The organism is Pseudomonas sp. AE27 (genome assembly GCF_037113495.1).
Taxonomy (GTDB): domain Bacteria; phylum Pseudomonadota; class Gammaproteobacteria; order Pseudomonadales; family Pseudomonadaceae; genus Aquipseudomonas; species Aquipseudomonas palmensis.
Genome location: NZ_CP146966.1, coordinates 4,515,183 through 4,533,368, shown reverse-complemented (window position 1 = coordinate 4,533,368; position 18,186 = coordinate 4,515,183). Strand labels below are relative to the sequence as shown.

At 65.3% G+C, this 18,186-nt stretch carries 19 protein-coding genes; 4 read left to right on the top strand and 15 right to left on the bottom strand.

Going from position 1 to position 18,186, the window contains the following annotated elements; genetic code table 11:
* Positions 1-108: 108 nt before the first annotated feature.
* The gene (locus V9K84_RS20765) at positions 109-510 is read left to right on the top strand and encodes a S4 domain-containing protein (protein WP_043861624.1); all 402 of its coding nucleotides are present in this window, start codon (positions 109-111) and stop codon (positions 508-510) included.
* Here the strand turns inward: V9K84_RS20765 and V9K84_RS20760 are convergent.
* A complete protein-coding gene (locus tag V9K84_RS20760) occupies positions 507-1,310 on the bottom strand; it encodes a phosphatase PAP2 family protein (RefSeq protein ID WP_088514111.1) in 804 nt (267 codons plus the stop codon). The two genes, V9K84_RS20765 and V9K84_RS20760, sit on opposite strands and share 4 nt — an antisense overlap.
* Positions 1,311-1,415: 105 nt before the next feature.
* Here V9K84_RS20760 and hslO point away from each other — a divergent pair, with 105 nt between their 5' ends.
* Positions 1,416-2,318 (top strand): Hsp33 family molecular chaperone HslO, encoded by a 903-nt coding sequence (gene hslO, locus V9K84_RS20755; protein ID WP_088514112.1) that lies wholly within the window; start codon positions 1,416-1,418, stop codon positions 2,316-2,318.
* A gap of 179 nt (positions 2,319-2,497) precedes the next feature.
* Positions 2,498-4,039 carry a phosphoenolpyruvate carboxykinase gene (locus tag V9K84_RS20750; protein ID WP_043861627.1) on the top strand — a complete coding sequence of 514 codons (1,542 nt, stop codon included), beginning with the start codon at positions 2,498-2,500 and terminating at the stop codon, positions 4,037-4,039.
* A 63-nt stretch (positions 4,040-4,102) separates the two neighbouring features.
* Here the strand turns inward: V9K84_RS20750 and V9K84_RS20745 are convergent, their stop codons facing one another.
* Entirely contained in the window at positions 4,103-4,390 is a 288-nt protein-coding gene (locus V9K84_RS20745) for a helix-turn-helix domain-containing protein (RefSeq protein WP_043861671.1), read from the bottom strand.
* Positions 4,390-4,704: a hypothetical protein gene (locus tag V9K84_RS20740; protein WP_043861628.1), complete on the bottom strand. Its 315-nt coding sequence runs from the start codon at positions 4,702-4,704 to the stop codon at positions 4,390-4,392. Before V9K84_RS20740 ends, V9K84_RS20745 begins: the two co-directional genes overlap by 1 nt.
* A 179-nt stretch (positions 4,705-4,883) precedes the next feature.
* On the opposite strand from V9K84_RS20740, the gene V9K84_RS20735 reads away from it, so the two are divergent.
* Positions 4,884-5,312 carry a thioesterase family protein gene (locus tag V9K84_RS20735; protein WP_088514113.1) on the top strand — a complete coding sequence of 143 codons (429 nt, stop codon included), beginning with the start codon at positions 4,884-4,886 and terminating at the stop codon, positions 5,310-5,312.
* 12 nt (positions 5,313-5,324) lie between these two features.
* Here V9K84_RS20735 and V9K84_RS20730 read toward each other — a convergent pair whose 3' ends face one another.
* The 12 genes from V9K84_RS20730 to fdhD all read right to left on the bottom strand — a co-directional run bounded on the left by V9K84_RS20730 (position 5,325) and on the right by fdhD (position 18,131).
* The gene (locus tag V9K84_RS20730) at positions 5,325-5,981 is read right to left on the bottom strand and encodes a response regulator transcription factor (RefSeq protein ID WP_088514114.1); all 657 of its coding nucleotides are present in this window, start codon (positions 5,979-5,981) and stop codon (positions 5,325-5,327) included.
* Between the two features lie 39 nt (positions 5,982-6,020).
* A complete protein-coding gene (locus V9K84_RS20725; RefSeq protein ID WP_088514115.1) occupies positions 6,021-7,088 on the bottom strand; it encodes a chemotaxis response regulator protein-glutamate methylesterase in 1,068 nt (355 codons plus the stop codon).
* Positions 7,085-7,897 (bottom strand): protein-glutamate O-methyltransferase CheR, encoded by an 813-nt coding sequence (locus V9K84_RS20720; RefSeq protein ID WP_088514116.1) that lies wholly within the window; start codon positions 7,895-7,897, stop codon positions 7,085-7,087. Before V9K84_RS20720 ends, V9K84_RS20725 begins: the two co-directional genes overlap by 4 nt.
* A complete protein-coding gene (locus V9K84_RS20715) occupies positions 7,898-8,410 on the bottom strand; it encodes a chemotaxis protein CheW (protein ID WP_043861633.1) in 513 nt (170 codons plus the stop codon).
* Positions 8,411-8,423: 13 nt separating this feature from the next.
* Positions 8,424-10,046 (bottom strand): methyl-accepting chemotaxis protein, encoded by a 1,623-nt coding sequence (locus tag V9K84_RS20710; protein WP_043861634.1) that lies wholly within the window; start codon positions 10,044-10,046, stop codon positions 8,424-8,426.
* A 2-nt stretch (positions 10,047-10,048) separates the two neighbouring features.
* Positions 10,049-12,067 carry a chemotaxis protein CheA gene (locus V9K84_RS20705; RefSeq protein WP_088514117.1) on the bottom strand — a complete coding sequence of 673 codons (2,019 nt, stop codon included), beginning with the start codon at positions 12,065-12,067 and terminating at the stop codon, positions 10,049-10,051.
* Between the two features lie 2 nt (positions 12,068-12,069).
* Positions 12,070-12,396 (bottom strand): STAS domain-containing protein, encoded by a 327-nt coding sequence (locus tag V9K84_RS20700; RefSeq protein ID WP_088514118.1) that lies wholly within the window; start codon positions 12,394-12,396, stop codon positions 12,070-12,072.
* 5 nt (positions 12,397-12,401) lie between these two features.
* Positions 12,402-12,767 carry a response regulator gene (locus V9K84_RS20695; RefSeq protein ID WP_043861637.1) on the bottom strand — a complete coding sequence of 122 codons (366 nt, stop codon included), beginning with the start codon at positions 12,765-12,767 and terminating at the stop codon, positions 12,402-12,404.
* Positions 12,768-12,784: 17 nt separating this feature from the next.
* Positions 12,785-13,855: a methyl-accepting chemotaxis protein gene (locus tag V9K84_RS20690; protein WP_256582765.1), complete on the bottom strand. Its 1,071-nt coding sequence runs from the start codon at positions 13,853-13,855 to the stop codon at positions 12,785-12,787.
* A gap of 331 nt (positions 13,856-14,186) precedes the next feature.
* The gene (locus V9K84_RS20685) at positions 14,187-14,666 is read right to left on the bottom strand and encodes a glycine zipper domain-containing protein (RefSeq protein WP_043861639.1); all 480 of its coding nucleotides are present in this window, start codon (positions 14,664-14,666) and stop codon (positions 14,187-14,189) included.
* Positions 14,667-14,961: 295 nt separating this feature from the next.
* Positions 14,962-17,298: an FdhF/YdeP family oxidoreductase gene (locus tag V9K84_RS20680; RefSeq protein ID WP_054915919.1), complete on the bottom strand. Its 2,337-nt coding sequence runs from the start codon at positions 17,296-17,298 to the stop codon at positions 14,962-14,964.
* Positions 17,295-18,131, bottom strand: a complete 837-nt coding sequence (fdhD, locus tag V9K84_RS20675; RefSeq protein WP_043861641.1) for a formate dehydrogenase accessory sulfurtransferase FdhD — start codon at positions 18,129-18,131, stop codon at positions 17,295-17,297. Before fdhD ends, V9K84_RS20680 begins: the two co-directional genes overlap by 4 nt.
* Positions 18,132-18,186 lie beyond the last annotated feature (55 nt).

Here is an 18,186-nt window from a genome sequence, read left to right as displayed (position 1 = left end):
ATGCACAACCTGGGTAAAAGTCGGTGAACTGTAAGCACGCCGCGTATTTTTTGCATCCGCCAGTTACGGTAGTACAGTTCCATGAAACAAATGAATCGGGGAAATGCCATGGCACAAAAGCCGGAAGAGGACGACAAGGTTCGCCTGGACAAATGGTTGTGGGCGGCGCGCTTCTACAAGACCCGCGCCCTGGCCAAGGCGGCGATCGAGAGCGGCAAGGTGCATTGTCGGGGCGAGCGTTGCAAGCCGGGCAAGGAGCCGCGGGTGGGTGACGAGTTCGTGCTGCGTACCGGTTTCGACGAACGTACCGTGGTGGTCACGGCGCTGTCGGTGGTGCGCCGCGGCGCACCCGAGGCACAGGCGCTGTACGAGGAGACCGCACAGAGCCTGGCACGCCGCGAGCAGGCCGCGGCGCTGCGCAAGGCCGGCGCCCTTGGGGTAAGCACCGACGGGCGGCCCACCAAGAAGCAGCGCCGCCAGCTACATCAGTTGCACGACAGCGCCGGTTAGTCCCGCGCGCCGATCACGCTCAGGCGGCCGAGCAGCGGCAGCCGTGCCAGCCAACCGAACAAGGGCGCGGTGACACGCACCAGGCCGGCGCTGGTCCGGGCAGCAAACGGCGTATAGTAACTCCAGCCCAGCGCCAGGATGGCCATGCCCAGGCCGCCGATATAGTCGTCCTGGCCCCAGTGGGCACCCGCCACCAGGCGTGGCAGCATGAACAGCACCGCCAGTGCCCAGATCAGCACATGCTGCATCAGGCGGCGGCTGAACAGGCTCATGAACAGTGCCCACAGCAGCAGCACCGAGGCGTGGTCGCCGGGGAAGCTCTGGCTGGAACGGTCCTTGAGCTCCCAGCGCGCTTCGAGCGCCGGGTAGTAGTCGCTGAGCATGATGGCGTCACTGAACACCATCGACGGGCTATGGTGCTGCCAGCCCATCAGGCGTACCAGCTTGGAGAACAGGGCGCGGATCACCACCAGCACCAGCAGGGTCACCAGGAAGCCGAAAAAAGCCCGGCGCACCTCGACGGCCTTGAATACCCAGTCGCCGCGAATCAGCAGCATCAGCATGATGAGCCCGACCACGATGTCGAACGGGCGCAGGCTGCCCAGGGTCCAGATGCTGCGCCACAGGGTGTTGTTGGCCAGTGGGCGATTGAGGGCGTGGAACAGCCATTCGTCGAGCGCCATGCAAAGGGCCTGGCCAACGGGCCATAACCAGAAACACAGTAGTGCAACGGGAATCAACGTAGCCAGACACAGGGGGCCCCAAGCCCACCTGGCTTGGAACAGGGGTGGATTGTCCATAAACTACCTCTTTTACAGCGCTATCGTTCGCACCATTCTGGTGCTCTAAACGGGGCTTTATAGGCCCTTGAAATTATTTTGTCATCTTTCAGAAAGCCAGAAACCATGTCCGATTTGCCAGATACCGACTTCACCCAACGCTTCATCTTCGACGAGCGCGACGTACGCGGCGAACTGGTTTCGCTCGAGCGCAGCTACGCCGAAGTCCTGGCCAAGCACCCCTACCCGCAGCCGGTGGCGCAACTGCTCGGTGAGCTGATGGCCGCGGCGGCGCTGCTGGTGGGCGCGCTCAAGTTCGACGGCCTGCTGATCCTGCAGGCACGCTCCGAAGGGCCGATCCCGCTGCTGATGATCGAGTGCTCCAGCGAGCGCGACATCCGTGGCCTGGCGCGCTACCACGCCGAGCAGATCGCCCCCGATGCCACCCTGGGCGACCTGATGCCCGATGGCCAGCTGGCGCTGACCATCGACCCGGCGCAGGGCCAGCGCTACCAGGGCATTGTCGACCTGGATGGCGAGAACCTCTCGGAGTGCTTCACCAACTACTTCGTGATGTCCCAGCAGGTGGGCACGCGCTTCTGGCTCAACGCCGATGGCCAGCGCGCCCGCGGCCTGCTGCTGCAGCAGTTGCCGGCCGACCGCCAGAAGGACGAGGACGACCGCGAAGACAGCTGGAAGCACGTCACGGCCCTGGCCAATACGCTGAAGGCCGAAGAGCAACTGGGCCTGGACAACGAGACCGTGCTGCACCGCCTGTACCACGAAGATGCCGTGCGCCTGTTCGATATCCAGCCGCTGCAGTTCCGCTGCAGCTGCTCGCGTGAGCGCTCGGGCAACGCGCTGGTCAGCCTCGGCCAGGACGATGCCCTGGCCCTGGCGACCGAGCATGGCGGGGCAATCGAAATCGACTGCCAGTTCTGCAACCAGCGCTACCTGTTCGATGAAACCGAAATCGCACAATTGTTCGCCGGCGGGGGTGTTGACGCACCGTCAGATACTCGTCACTAAAACGTTTAAGTTCAGGTAAATCTCCTGTCGAACGCCGGAAACACGCCGTTCTGACAGGAGGGCCCTACTTTTTTTGGGCGTTTCTGGCATAATCCCGCCACTTTTTTCGCTGTAGTAGTTTTAAAAGCTCTACTACAAAACGTTCGGAGCACTCGGCCGCAGGCCGGATGGGGAATCTCATGACGCAAGCCAACAACACCGTGTACACCGACCTGAGCGTCGATGAACTGGTAAAAGAAGCGCTGAACCGCGGTGAAGGCGAGCTGGCCGATACGGGCGCGCTGGTCGTGAAAACTGGTCACCGCACCGGTCGTTCGCCGGTCGACCGTTTCATCGTCGACGAGCCGTCCACCTCGTCTGCCATCGCCTGGGGCCCGATCAACCGCAAGTTCCCGGCCGACAAGTTCGATGCCCTGTGGGACCGCGTCGAGGCGTTCAACAACGCCCAGGATCATTTCGTTTCCCACGTGCACGTAGGTGCGGCTGCCGAGCACTACCTGCCGGTACGCATGACCACCCAGACTGCCTGGCAGAACCTGTTCGGCCGTTGCCTGTTCATCAACCCGGCGCAGTACAACCCGGCCGGTCGTGATGAGTGGCAAGTGCTCAATGTCGCCAACTTCGAATGCGTGCCCGAGCGTGACGGCACCAACTCCGACGGTTGCGTGATCCTCAACTTCGCCCAGAAGAAGGTACTGATCGCTGGCATGCGTTACGCCGGCGAGATGAAGAAAGCCATGTTCTCGGTGCAGAACTTCCTGCTGCCGGCTGCCGACGTGCTGCCGATGCACTGCGCCGCCAACATCGGCGAAGCAGGCGACGTGACCCTGTTCTTCGGCCTGTCGGGCACCGGCAAGACCACCCTGTCGGCCGACGAAAGCCGTTACCTGATCGGTGACGACGAGCACGGTTGGGGCGAGGGCGTGGTGTTCAACATCGAAGGCGGTTGCTATGCCAAGTGCATCGACCTGTCGGAGAAGAACGAGCCGGTCATCTGGAAAGCCATCAAGCATGGCGCCGTGCTGGAAAACGTCGTCATCGACGACGCCAAGCACGCTGACTACTCCGATGTCAGCCTGACCCAGAACAGCCGTGCGGCCTACCCGCTCGAGCACGTTGCCAAGCGTTCCGAGAAGAACCTGGGTGGCGAGCCCAACGCAGTGATCTTCCTGACCTGCGACCTGACCGGCGTACTGCCACCAGTATCGATCCTCAGCGAAGAGCAGGCGGCCTACCACTTCCTGTCCGGTTACACCGCGCTGGTGGGCTCCACCGAAATGGGTTCGGGCAGCGGCATCAAGTCGACCTTCTCCACCTGCTTCGGCGCGCCGTTCTTCCCGCGTCCGGCTGGCGAATACGCTGAACTGCTGATCAAGCGTATCCGTGGTTTCGGTTCCAAGGTGTACCTGGTCAACACCGGCTGGACCGGTGGTGGCTACGGCGTGGGCAAGCGCTTCAACATCCCGACCACCCGTGCGGTGATCGCGGCCATCCAGAGCGGCGCACTGGTCGGTGCTGAAACCGAGCACCTGGACATCATCAACCTGGACGTGCCGAAACTGGTACCGGGTGTTGAAACCGTACTGCTCAACCCGCGCAACACCTGGGCTGACAGCGCTGCCTACGACGAAGCGGCCAAGGGCCTGGCTTCGCTGTTCATCGAGAACTTCAAGAAGTTCGACGTTTCCGACGCCATCAAGGCAGCGGGCCCGCAACTGTAAGTTGCTGCTCGCCAGCTGAGAAAAAGCCGCCCGAATGGGCGGCTTTTTCGTTTGGGCTGTGATTCAGGCCAATGCGGCCAGAACATGTTCCGGGTCATTGTGAATCGCACGCAGCAGTGCCCGTGCTGGCCCTTCTGGAGCACGGCGTCCTTGCTCCCAATTGCGCAACGTACCCAGCGGTACATCGATACACTGCGCAAATTTTTCCTGGGTAAGCCCGGTTGCCTCGCGTATGGCCCTGACCCGCATGGCGTCTACCTGGAACTCGCGTGAAGGTTTGCGCTCCCCACGATCGATTTCAGCCATCTCGGTCATGCTGTCAACGAGACGACCGAAAAGATTCCTGTCCATCATTTCCACCCTTGGTTGAGGCTTCGAAGTACGGCTTTCTGTTTTTTAGTCAATGTGTCGTGGATGCCTTTGCGGTAGATAAGCAGCAAACGGATCTGGCTGGCTGACACGGCGTAGTAATAGATCACTCGAACCCCGCCGCTTTTTCCTTTGCCTTTTGCTGCCCATCGAATTTTTCGCAGCCCGCCGGTATCTTCGATCAGGTCACCTGCTTCAGGGTGCTCGGCAAGATATACCTGAAGCGACAGGTACTCGTGATCGTCGAGATGGCTTGAAACGTCGCTGGTAAATACGCTTGTTTCGATGAAGAGCATGCCAACCTTTGTACGCCATTGGCGTAGTTAGAGTCTATGCCTTGCGCAGTAGCGGCGCAACCGCATGGATGTTTCGAGTAGGCGCCCATGCTATTCAGCCCTGTTACGGTTTACTGTCACCGTGCTTCTGAATTCGTTGTGGGATGCTTCCCGCCCCCTTCACTGCATACAGGTCATTCATGTCTGCCACACCCGAACGCCACCACTACCCCCACGTCCACCCCCTGCCGACCCGCTGGCAGGACAACGACGTCAACGGCCACATCGCCAGCGCCACGGTCTACGCCTTCTTCGACAGCGCCGTGCAGGCCTACCTGATCGAGCATGCCGGGCTCGACCCGCAGGATGGCGAGGTGGTGGGGTTCGTGGTCAGTTCGGGGTGCGACTTCTTCGCCTCGGCCGCCTTCCCCGAATGCCTGGAAGTCGGCCTGCGCGCGGCGCGGGTGGCCGGCAGTTCGGTGGAGTACCAACTGGCCCTGTTCAAGGTCGGTGAAGCTCAGCCCTGCGCCGCCGGGCGCATGGTGCAGGTGTTCGTCGAGCGTGCCACCGGCCAGCCCGCCAGCCTGCCGACGGCCCTGCAAGGCGCCCTGGTAGCCCTGCAAGGCTGAAACCCGGCGCGGTCAGTCGTTGATGCGGATGATGCCTTCGCGCACCGCAAACAGCACCAGGCCCGGTATGTCGTGTATCTGCAGGCGGTGCATGATCTGCGAGCGGTGCGCCTCCACCGTCTTCACGCTCAGGCCCAGGCCATCGGCAATCGAGCGGGTCGACTCGCCTCGTGCAATCAGGCGCAGGATCTCCAGCTGGCGGGTGGTCAGTTGCATGGTGCTGCTGCCGGCATGGCGCTTGCGGCTGTGCTTGACCGCCTGCCCGATCACCAGCGGCAACACCGCCGACGACAGGTACTGGCCGCCGTTCTTCAACGCCTGCAACGCCAGCTCCAGTTCCAGCACGGTGGCGGTCTTGAGCAGAAAGCCGTGGGCACCCTGCTGCAGGCACTTCATCACGAACTCCAGCTCCGAGCGCGCCGACAGCATCAGCACCATGCTTGCCGGCACGCGCAGGCACAGCTCGCGCAGGGTCTCTTCGCTCTCCAGCGCATCCAGCGCCATGTCCAGCATGATGATGTCGGGCTTGAGCTGTTCGGCGAGCTCGACGGCGCTCACGCCGTCACCGGTTTCACCCACCACTGCGTAATCTTGTTTTTGTTCGAGCAGCGCGCGCAGCCCCGCTCTGAACAGGGGCGACTCGTCTGCAAGGAGTATTCGGCAAAGCATAGGTAGGCCTGTGTCGCAAGGTAAGGGGCGGTGTATGGCTCAGCTGGCACGTGGGTTGTCGCTGAACTGGGCGATCAGCGCCGGCAACCGTGTCAGCGGTTCCACCGCCTGGGCCGCACCCAGCCGTATGGCTTCCTTGGGCATGCCGAACACGATGCAACTGGCCTCGTCCTGTGCCACGGTAGCGGCGCCTTGCTCACGCATGCTCAGCAGGCCTCGGGCACCGTCATCGCCCATCCCGGTCATGATGATGCCAAGGGCATTGCCCCCGGCATGCCGGGCGGCGGAGCGAAACAGGACATCGACCGAGGGTTTGTGCCGATTGACGGCGGGACCGTCGAGCACCTCCACCAGGTAGTGCGCACCACTGCGTTTGAGCTGCATGTGCAGGCCCCCCGGGGCCAGCAGTGCCAGGCCGCTGTGGACACGGTCCAGATGCCTGGCCTCGCGCACCTCGATCTGACAGAGGCTGTTCAGGCGCCTGGCGAAGTCGGCAGTGAACCTGGCCGGCATGTGCTGCACGATCACGATGCCCGGGCAATCGCGCGGCAGCTGACGCAGGATGAATTCCAGCGCCTGGGTGCCGCCGGTCGAGCAGCCAAGTGTAACGATTCGATCGGTGGTTTTGCTTGGGGTTGCAGGCAGTGCACTGGTTTTTTCTTTCGCCTGCGACAGAGGTAACAATACCGGGCGGGTGCGGGCCGCTTCCTCGATGCTGCGGATCAGCCCGCTGGCGAGGTTTTCCAGGCTCTGGCGCAGGCCCAGCCGGGCCTTGGTGAACACGCCGACCGCCCCGGCGGCCAGGGCCTGGAGATTGAGGTCGGTGCCGGCTTCGGTGAGGGTCGAGCAGATGATGGTCGGCGTGGGGCGCTCGGCCATGATCTGGCGCAGAAAGGTCAGGCCGTCCATGCGCGGCATCTCGATGTCCAGCACCAGCACATCGGGCCAGTCCCGGCGCATCTTCTCGATGGCATACAGCGGGTCGGCGGCCATGCCGATCACGCGGATGCGCGGGTGGTCGTTCAGGCACTGGTTGAGCACCTGGCGCACCAGCGCCGAGTCGTCGACGATGAACACCCGCACCGGCGCCGCCGCACGCTCGGTCATACGCGCTCGAACACCGAGGGGTGCACCAGCCTGAGCGGCAGCTCGAAGCCGTGGATGCTTTCGGCGTGCCCGATGAACAGCAGCCCGCCGGGGCGCAGCTGGTTGACCAGGCGCTGCACGATCAGCTGTTTCTGCGGGGTGTCGAAGTAGATCAGGATGTTGCGCAGGAATATCACGTCGAACGGCCCCAGGCCTTCGGGCAGCGGCTGCACCAGGTTGATCTCGCGCAGGCTCACCCGCGCTCGCAGGTGCGCCTGCACGCGCAGGCGCCCGTGCATGTCGCCGACCCCGCACAAGCAGTGGCGCTGCATCCAGCCATCGGGAAAGTAGCGCGCCTGGGCGATGTCGTAGATGCCTTGCTCGGCCAGCGCCAGCATGCTCTGGCTGAGGTCGCTGGCCAGGATCGACCAGTCGCTACCGGTGGCGTGCTCGGCCACGGTCATGGCCAGGCTGTAGGGTTCCTCGCCCGACGAGCAGGCCGCGCTCCACAGCCGCAGCGGCCCCTTGCGCCGGCCCAGCCACTGGCCAAGGAATTCGAAGTGCGGGAACTCGCGAAAGAAGTAGGTCTCGTTGGTGGTCAGCAGGTCGATCACCAGGCGCCGCTCGCGGCTGTGGGTCGGGCGCTCGATCAGGTGCAGGTAGTCGCGGTAGTTGTCCAGGTGGTAGTGACGCAGGCGTTTCATCAGGCGCCCGGCCACCAGCGAGCGCTTGTTGCTGGCCAGGTGGATGCCCGAGGCGCTGCTCATCAGCGTCTGCAGGCGGCTGAACTCCTGTTCGCCCAGCACCGGCAGTTTGAAGGTCGAGGGCATTCAGGAGCCCTTCGCCGCCTGGCTGAGGTAGCGGATATCTTCCAGCGACAGCACCTGGGGCATGTTCAGGATGATCAGAAAGCCCTGTTCCTGCTGGGCCATGCCGGCAATGAAGTCGGCACGGATGCCGGTGCCGAACGGCGGCGCCGGCACCACCCCGTGCGGGTCGATGTCGAGTACCGCGTCCACCGCATCCACCACCAGGCCGATGCGCTGCACGCCGTCCTCGAGGGGCAGGGCGATGATCACGATGCAGGTGCGCTTGCCGGCCTCGGTCAGTTCCATGCCGAAGCGTGCTGCCAGGTCCAGTACCGGCACCACGTTGCCGCGCAGGTTGAGCACGCCGTGAATGTAGGCGGGCATCATCGGCACGCGGGTGATCTCGGCGTACTCGATGATCTCGCGCACCAGTTCGATGGGCAGTGCATAGCCGGCCTCGCGCACGCGAAAGGTCAGGTGCTGGACACTGGTGGGCAGGTGCGGCGCGGGCGCCGCAGACTCTAGGGTGTGCATGGGGACGCCTCGGTCAAGTGAAGCTGACGAACTGGCCTTCATCGATCAGCGCCTTGTGGGTGGGCTTGTAGGCGCCGACTTGCGGTTCGCCCACCCGGGGCAGGGCACGCGCAGTGCTGCCGGCCTCGAAGCGGAAGAAGCCGATCAGCTCCTGCAACTGGCCGGCCTGGGCGTTCATCTCTTCGGCGGTGGCGGCCAGCTCTTCGGAAGCCGAGGCGTTCTGCTGGGTGATCTGGTTCATCTGGCCCATGGCGATGTTGATCTGCCCGGCGGCGCTGCTCTGCTCCTGCGAGGCGGCGGTGATTTCCTGCACCAGGTCCGAGGTCTTCTGGATGTTGGGCACGATCTCGCTGAGCAGGCTGCCGGCCTGTTCGGCCAGTTGCACGCTGCTGGAGGCCACCTGGCCGATTTCCTGCGCCGCCACCTGGCTGCGTTCGGCCAGCTTGCGCACCTCGGCGGCCACCACGGCAAAGCCCTTGCCGTGATCGCCGGCACGGGCGGCCTCGATGGCGGCGTTGAGCGCCAGCAGGTTGGTCTGGTAGGCAATGTCGTCGATGATGCCGATCTTCTCGGCGATCTGCTTCATCGCCAGCACCGTGTCGCCCACTGCGCCGCCGCCCTGCACCGCGTCGTTGGCCGCCTTGCCGGCGATGCCGTCGGTGACCTTGGCGCTTTCGGTGTTCTGCGCGATCGAGGCCGACATCTGCTCGACCGAAGCGCTGGTCTGCTCGACGCTGGCGGCTTGCTCGTTGGCCGCCTGGCTCAGCGATTGCGAGGTCGAACTGACCTGTTCGGAGGCCGACGACAGCGCATCGGCGGCGCTGCGCACATCGCCCAGGATGCTGCGCAGGCGCAGGGTCATGTTCTGCATCGAGCCCAGCAACTGCCCGGTCTCGTCCTTGTGGGTCACTACCAGGTCCTGGCTCAGATCGCCTGCGGCCATGCGGTCGGCGGCCTGCACTGCGCCTGCCAGCGGCCGGGTGATGCTGCGGGTGACCAGCACGCCGATCAGCATGCCGATCAGGGTTGCGGCGGCGACCAGGGCGATCATCTGCACCCGCGAGCGTTCGTAGATGACGCTGATCTCGGCGTTCGCCTCGCCGGCGCGCGCCTGCTTGGCAGCGCTGGCCTCACCCAGCAACTGGTCGACCACGTTGGCCGCCGCGACGTTCTGCGGCATCAGCGCCAGCGCTTCGGAAGCAATCTGCAGGTCGCCCGACTGCTGGTGCACCCCCAGCAACTGGTTGGCCACGCTGATGTAGGCCTGCAGCGGCGCGTCGATTCTTTCCACCTGGGCGCGGCCTTCCTTGGTGATGAAGTGCTCGCGCGCCTTGATCAGCAGTTCGCGGGTCTTTTCCATCGCCGCACGGGCGGTGGCGGCCGACTGGTCGCGCTCCTGGGCGGTGGTGGAGAGCAGGCTCTGGCGCACGGCGCGGTTGGCCATCAGCAGCTGGATGTTGGCTTGCTGCAAGGTGCTCAGGCCGGCCACGTCCAGCTCGTACATGCGGTCCGACAGGCCGTTGACCTGCTCCAGGTTGCGCAGGCCGATGACTCCGATGAGCGCGGTCAGCGCCACCACCAGCAGAAAGCCCAGGGTCAGGCGCACGCCTATCTTCATATTGCTGATCAACTGCATGTCTATTCTCCGGAAGGGCTTGGCAACAGGTGCGGCGTCTCGCCTTCGGCGCGTTGCTGCGACTGGCGGAACAGGCTGGGGATATCGAGTATCAGCGCCACCTGGCCAGAGCCGAGGATGGTCGAGCCGCTGATGCCACTGAGGTGTTGGAACAGTTGCCCCAAGGGCTTGATCACGGTCTGCAGTTCGCCGTGCAACTGGTCGACGATCAGCCCGGCATGCTGCCGGCCCTGGCTGACCACCACGATGTTGCGGCGCACGCAGGCGCTGCGCGGCAGGCCGAAATGCGGTTGCAGGTCGATGCACGGCAGCGGCCGCCCGCGCAGGTTCAGGTGGCCCTGCTCGGCCTGGTTGGCGGGCGCCTCCATGCATTCGGTGACCATGTCCAGCGGGATCACGAAGTGCTCCTCGCCCACGCTCACCAGAAACCCGTCGATGATCGCCAGGGTCAGCGGCAGGCGGATGCGGAAGGTGCAGCCATGGCCGGCCCTGGAGTCGATCTCGATGACCCCGCGCAACTGGTCGATGGCGCTGCGCACCACGTCCATGCCCACCCCGCGTCCGGACAGGTTGGACACCTGCTCGGCGGTGGAAAAACCCGCTTCGAAGATCAGCAGGTGGATGTCCTGTTCGCTCATCGGCGAATCGCCGTCGAGCATGCCGCGGGCGATGGCCTTCTCGCGGATCTTCGCGGTGTTCAGGCCGCGCCCGTCATCCTGGATCTCGAGCACGATCATGCCCGAGTCGTGGTAGGCGTTCAGGCGCAGCTGACCCTGCTCGGGCTTGCCGGCGGCGCGGCGCTCGGCAGGGGCCTCGATGCCGTGGTCGATGGCGTTGCGCACCAGGTGCACCAGCGGGTCGGCGATGCGGTCGATCAGGGTCTTGTCCAGCTCGGTGTCGCCGCCGCTGATGGTCAGCGCAATCTGCTTGTCCAGCGCCTGACTCACATCGCGCACCACGCGGTGGAAGCGGTTGAAGGTCTCGCCCACTTCGACCATGCGCAGTTTCAGCGCCCGCTCGCGGATCTGCTCCACATGTTGCTGCACCGCCTGCACGCTTTCGATGCAGGCGGCGTGGGCACTGCGCAGGGCCTGCATCTGGGCGCCGGCGGTGGCGATGACCAGCTCGCCGACCAGGTTGATCAGCTCGTCGAGCTTTTGCGCAGCCACCTTGACCTGGCTGCTGGAGGCAGTGCGCGGCTCGCCGGCGGGCATCGATGGCAAGGGTGTGGCGGTTGCAGGCGCCAACGTTTGCGCCGGTGCGCGGGGTTCGGCCGGCAAGGCGGTATCGGTCGGCTCCTGGGCCTGCAGGCGCAGGGTGCAGAAGTCCTGCACCAGGGCGAACACGTCTTCGAGCTGCTCGCGGCTGGCGTCGCTGTGCAGGCTCACTTCGAAGCCCAGGTAGCAGGCCTCCGGGTCGAGGCTGTCGAGCTCCGGCACGGCCCAGGTGAGGGTCTGCAGGCTGAGGATGTCGCCCAGCCGCGCCAGGTAGCGGATGAACGCCGCCGGGTCGAAGCCGTTGCTCAGCAGCTCGCTGGCAAAGCGGATCGACAGGTGCCAGGTACGCAAGCGGGGCGCACCGTGCGGGGCTGCCAGCGGGTTGTCCACAGACGCGGGCAGCTCGCCCTGATGTGCCTGCAATGCCGCCAGCAGGGCGGCCTGGCGTGGCGTGTGCGCTGGCATGCTGACCTGCTGCGGGTCGATGCTGTCGAGCATCACCCCCAGTTCGTCCATGCACTGCAGCATCAGCGAGGTGAGCGAGGCGTCCAGCACCCGCGCACCGTCGCGTACCCCCATCAGCAGGTTTTCCAGCTGGTGCGCCAGCGCCACCAGTGGGTCGAGGGAGAAGATCCCCGCCGAGCCCTTGAGCGTGTGCACGGCGCGAAACAGCGCGTTGATCGCCGCGTCGTCATCGGGGCGGGTTTCCAGGCGCAGCAGGCTGTCTTCGGCTTCCTTGAGCAGGTCGCGGGCCTCTTCGAGAAAGCCCTGCAGCAGCTGGCTCCATTGCTCGGCGTCGAACATGCTCACTCCTCGCACGGCACGGGGGTACCGGCCGGGCACAATGCGGGCAGGCGCAGCAGCTCCAGCAACGCCCGGGCGTTGCCCGGCAGGGCGATCACCTCGGCGTCGTGGCCATTTGCGCAGAGGGTCTTGTGCAGGCTCAGCAGCAGTTGCACGCCGGCACTGTCGAGCTCGCCCAGGCCGCCCAGGTCCAGTTGCCAGGGCACTGGTTGAGCGGGCAACAGGGCCAGCAGCTGCTCGCGTGCGGCGCGCACCTCATAGATGGTCAGGTCGCCGTCCAGGCGTAGCCGTGCGGGGGTGTCGGCGGTGGCTGCGGCGAGTGTGAACATGCGCGTCAGCCAATCAGCTTTTCGACAGCCGCCAGCAACTGCTGGGGCTGGAACGGCTTGACGATCCAGGCCCGCGCTCCGGCGGCCTGGCCCTCGGCCTTCTTGGCCTGCTCGCTTTCGGTGGTGAGCATCATGATCGGGGTGAAGCGGTATTCGTTGCGCGCCTTGAGCGCCTTGACCAGGCCGATGCCGTCCAGGTTGGGCATGTTCACGTCGCTGATCACCAGGTTGATCTTCTGCCCGGTGAGCTTGTTCAGCGCGTCGCGCCCGTCACAGGCTTCGATGACCTGGTGGCCGGCGCTGGCCAGGCTGATTTTCACGAGTTGGCGCATCGAGGCGGAGTCGTCCACGATCAGGATGGTCTTGGCCATGTTCAGGGCTTCCGGAGTTAGAAAAAGGTCACGTCGCTGCTGGATGCCGACTGGCTGTGGCCAGCCCGTTCCTCGCTGGTGGTGAAGCGCTGGCGCAATTGCTGCAGCCAGCCTTGCGGGTCGTGCAGGCGCGGGTCGTCGTGCGCCAGGGCATCGAGCAGTTGCAGCAGGTCGGCCTGCAGGTGGTCGAGCATCTGGTCGGCGCGATCCTGGAACTGCAGGCTGACCATGATCGCGTGGATATCTGCCTGGGTGGCGCGGGCATCCTGTTGCAGCGCCCGCGAGGCGCCGTCGAGGGCGTCGAGGTTACCGCCCAGGTCGCTGATTACCTCGTCGAGCACCTGCTCCAGCTCGCGCAGGTTGGCCTGCTCTTCGCTGCCCAGCGCGGTGGCGGCATCGATGCTGGACTGGATCGACTGGTTGATCTCGCCCACCTTGGCGTCCATCGACTGGCCGGTCTCGGCCGACAGGCTGGAGAGCTTGCGCACCTCGTCGGCGACCACCGAGAAGCCGCGGCCGAACTCGCCGGCGCGGGCAGCTTCGATGGCGGCATTGAGCGCCAGCAGGTTGGTCTGGCTGGCAACTTCCTGCACGCGCTTGGCCATCTGCTGGAGCTGGCCGGCGTAGCTGCCCAGATGATTGATGGTGGTCAGAAATTCATGCTGGCGCTGGCTGCTGGCGGCGAAGCTTTCGGTGACCCGGCGCAGGCGCTGGTTGGCCTCGCGCAGGTTCTCGCCCACGCCGCCATTGGCCAGCACGTTGTCGGCGTCGTTGAGGCTGTGTTCCAGGCGCTGGTTGATGGCGCCGAAGCGTTCGAGCAACTGGCTGATGTTGTCGCCCAGCAGGGTTCGGCTCTGTTGGAGGCTGTCGATCCAGCTGGGCGCCACCACCGGCAGCAGGGTGTGCAGTGGCGGCTGTTCGAGCACGATGGGCGCGTCGCTGACCGCAGCCACCTGTGCCACGGGGCGCGGGCGCAGCAAGGTGCTGGCAAGCAGCACCAGCGACAGCCCGGCCAGGCCCAGGGGCAGCAGGTCGAGCAGCAGGCCGAAGGCGCCGAGGGCCGTGCCGATCCATATTCCCAGGTACATCCGCATTCCGTGCGCCCACTGCGTCGCTTAAGGTGGGGCGGATCATAGCGATTGCTATTTGACGTCAAAATCGGGACGCCCCTTAAGCCGACCCGTCAGTCACAAAACAGCCGACGCAAACAGGCCCCTGCCGATGTTGATCGGACAGTCAATATAAAAGGCTGGAAAGCTCGCCGAACAACAGGCTCGAAGGTTTTCGCGCAGGGGGCGGGGCGGGGAAAGGCTTAGGTGAATGGCTTAAGCCAATGGCGTGATGGCACATGGCTTGATTGCTACGTTTGCGGGTACAACTGCGGCGCTGCCGGCGCGGGGCCGGCAGCGTCGATGGAATTCAGCGGTGACGCCAGCGTTTGTCGTGCTTGCGATGGCCGTAGTGGTGGCCGCGATCGCGGTAGTGGCGGCGGTCGTCGTAGCCGCGGCCGCGGTTGTTGTAGCGGCGGTCTTCGTCGTCGCTCTTGTTGCCCATGTAGTTGCCCAGTGCACCGCCCGCACCGCCGCCGGCTGCGGCGCCGATCAGGCTGCCGGTGTTGCCGCCCACGCTGCGGCCCACCACGTTGCCGCCGGCCGCACCCAGTGCGCCACCGATGGCCGCCTCGCCGCGGCTGCGCTTGTCGGCACCTACCGCGCTACCGGCTGCACCGCCCAGGCCGGCGCCGATGGCCGAACCGGTGCTGCCACCGATCGACTGGCCAACCACCGAACCCAATACCCCGCCCAATGCGCCGCCGATACCGGCTTCGGTGGAGCCACCTGCCGAGGCAACGCCACTGAGCAGGCCGAGAGACAACAGCAGAATCGAGGAGTACTTCATAAGGGAGCCTCAAAGGGATGACGAGGCGATCCTGAGGCTCTGCAACACGCGCTGGCAACGCAAATCCGACGATTGGCACGACGTGTATACAATTTTATAAGTTACTGTTTTTACAGTGAAACTTAATGCGTTTTTGCGGGTCTGAGCTTACTTGGGACGAAGGCCCTGGCAGTGATGCCAGGGCCTTTTTCTTGCCTGCAGTTATGCGCTGAACGAACTGCTGGCAAGCCAGCTCCCACAGCGTTCTGCATGCGCCGCAAGACCCTGTGGGAGCCGGCGTTGCCGGCGAAGGGGCCTAGATGATCCTGGCCGTGGCGCTGGCCGCCTCGATCCTGATCGCCACGAACTTCGACGTCGGCGTATGGCTGCCATCGCCCACGCTTTCCAGCGGCACCAGCGGGTTCACCTCGGGGTAGTAGGCTGCCGCCTGCCCCGCCGGAATGTCGAACGCCAGCAAGGTGAAGCCCTTGACCCGGCGCTCGCGGCCATCGCCCCACAACGACACGATATCGGCCTTGTCACCGGGGTTGAAACCCAGCCGGATGATATCCGCCTCGTTGGCGAACAGCACGTCGCGCTGCCCCTTGACCCCACGGTAACGGTCATCCAACCCGTAGATGGTGGTGTTGTACTGATCGTGGGAACGCATCGACTGCATGATCAGGTCCGGCACCTGGCCGCTGGCGCGTACGCTCTCGTGCAGCAGGTCGTCGGGCAACGCATTGGCCTTGAAGTTGGCCCGCCCGCTGGGTGTCTTCCACTGGCGCTGGCCGGCGCTGTTGCCCAGGTAGAAGCCACCGGGGTGCTGCAGGCGCTGGTTGAACCCCTCGAACCCTGGAATGGTGTCGGCGATCAGTTCGCGAATGCGCCCATAGTCGGCCACCAGCCAGTGCCAGTCCACCGGTTTGCTGCCCAGGGTGGCGGCGGCGATTCCGGCGATCACCGCCGGCTCCGAGCGCATCTGGCGCGACAGCGGTTTGAGCTGGCCGTTGGAGGCATGCACCATGCTGAACGAGTCTTCCACCGTCACTGCCTGCGGGCCTTCGCCCTGCAGGTCGATATCGGTACGTCCCAGGCACGGCAGAATCAGCGCCTGCTGCCCGTGGATCAGGTGGCTGCGGTTGAGTTTGGTGCTGATCTGCACCGTCAGCTCGCAGTTGCGCAGCGCCTGTGCAGTGCGTTCGGTGTCGGGGGTGGCCTGGGCGAAGTTGCCGCCCAGCCCGATGAACACCCGCGCCTTGCCATCGAGCATGGCGCGAATCGCCTCCACCGTGTTGTGGCCGTTGTGGCGCGGCACGGCAAAGCCGAAGCGGCGCTCCAGCGCATCCAGCAGCGCCACCGGCGGGCGTTCGTTGATGCCCATGGTGCGGTCGCCCTGCACGTTGCTGTGGCCGCGCACGGGGCATAGCCCGGCCCCCGGCACCCCAAGGTTGCCGCGCAGCAGCATCAGGTTGGCGATTTCCTGGATGGTCGGCACCGAGTGACGGTGCTGGGTGATGCCCATGGCCCAGCACATGATGACTTTTTCGGCCCGCGCATACATGCGTGCGGCCTGCTCGATATCGGCCAGGCCCAGGCCCGACTGCTGCACGATCTGCTCCCAGCTGCTGGCCTCGACCACTTCAAGGTAGGCCTCCACGGCCGCAGTGTGCTCGGCGATGAAGGCATGGTCGAACACCGCTGGCGCACCTGTTGCCTGCGCCTCGCGCTCCCACTGCAGGAGGAACTTGGCCATGCCGCGCAGCAGCGCCATGTCGCCGCCCAGGGCGGGGCGAAAATAGGCGGTGTTGGTCGGACGATCACCGTTGGTGAGCATCTCCAGCGGGTGCTGCGGGTGCTGGAAACGCTCCAGGCCGCGCTCCTTGAGCGGGTTCACGCACACCACCTGGGCACCGCGCTTGACCGCTTCGCGCAGCGGTTCAAGCATGCGCGGGTGGTTGGTACCAGGGTTCTGGCCCCACACGAAGATCGCGTCGGCGTGCTCGAAATCGTCGAAGGTCACCGTACCCTTGCCGACCCCGACGCTCTGGCCCAGGGCCACGCCGCTGGCCTCGTGGCACATGTTCGAACAGTCCGGGAAGTTGTTGGTGCCGTAGGCGCGCACGAACAGCTGGTACAGGTAGGCCGCCTCGTTGCTGGCCCGGCCCGAGGTATAGAACTCCGCCTGGTCGGGGCTGGTCAGGCCGTTGAGGTGGCGCGCGATCAGGGCGAAGGCGTTGTCCCAGCTGATCGGCTGGTAACGGTCGTTGGAGGGGTTGTACACCATCGGCTCGGTGAGCCGGCCCTGGTACTCCAGCCAGTAGTCGCTCTGGCCCAGCAGCGAGGTGACGCTGTGGCGGGCGAAGAAGGCCGCATCGACCCGGCGCTTGGTGGCCTCCCAGTTGACCGCCTTGGCACCATTCTCGCAGAACTTGACCATGCCGCTTTCCGGCGAGTCGCCCCAGGCGCAGCCCGGGCAGTCGAAGCCGCCGTTCTGGTTGGTCTTGAGCAGGGCGCGGATGTTCTTCAGCGCGTTGTCGCTGCCGATCCAGGCCTGCGCCACACTGCGCAGCGCGCCCCAGCCGCCGGCGGCGCCGTGGTAGGGCTTGTAGCGGGGGACCGGCTTCTGGTCGGCTTGATGATGCAGGCTCACGGGCGACTCTCCTGCGCCGGGCTGTAGACCCTTGGCGCACTGTGGTGCGGCAGATGGATAAGGTTGAGCTGGTGGCGGCGCGCCCATTGCAGCGCCAGGCCGGTGGGCGCAGACAGGCTCACCAGGGTCTGGATGCCGGCGCGCAGCACCTTCTGGATCAGCTCCAGGCTGCAGCGGCTGGTGACTACTGCCAGGCCGCCGTCGAGGGCGATGTGCTGACGCACCAGGGCTCCGATCAGTTTGTCCAGGGCGTTGTGCCGGCCGATGTCTTCGCGGCCCAGCAGCAGTTCGCCCTGATCGTTCATGAACAGTGCCGCGTGCACCGCGCCGCAGTGCTGGCCCAGTGGCTGGAAGGCGCTGATGCGCTGGCGCAGGCCGTCCAGCCAGTGCGGCGGCGGCAGGGGCGCGCCGGGCAGCACCTGCAGGTCGGGCAGCGCCTGCTCCACCGCCTCGACGCCACACAGGCCGCAGCCGCTGGTGCCGGCCAGTTGGCGGCGCTGGTTCTTGAGGTTCCAGAAGGCGCGGCTGGCTATCTGCACCTCGGCATGGATGGCCGAGCCGCTGGCCGTGAAGCTCACGTCATAGATGTCGTCGGGGGAGGCGATGATGCCGCTGCCGATGCTGAAACCGACGATGAAGTCGTGCAGATCGGTAGGGCTCACCAGCATCACCGCCTGGCTGATGCCGTTGTAGGCGATCGCCAGGGCCACCTCTTCGGCGAGGTCGGCGCCACCCTGGCTGTTGTCGTCAAGCTGGCGGTAGTCGTAGCGGTTGCTGGCAGCGGGCGCGGCCAGGGGCGTGGACGCCACGCAGGCCGGGGGTTTGATGGTCATCGGCAGGTACCGGCAGGCAGGTCAGCCTTAAGCCTAGGCCTGCACTCGGGTATCG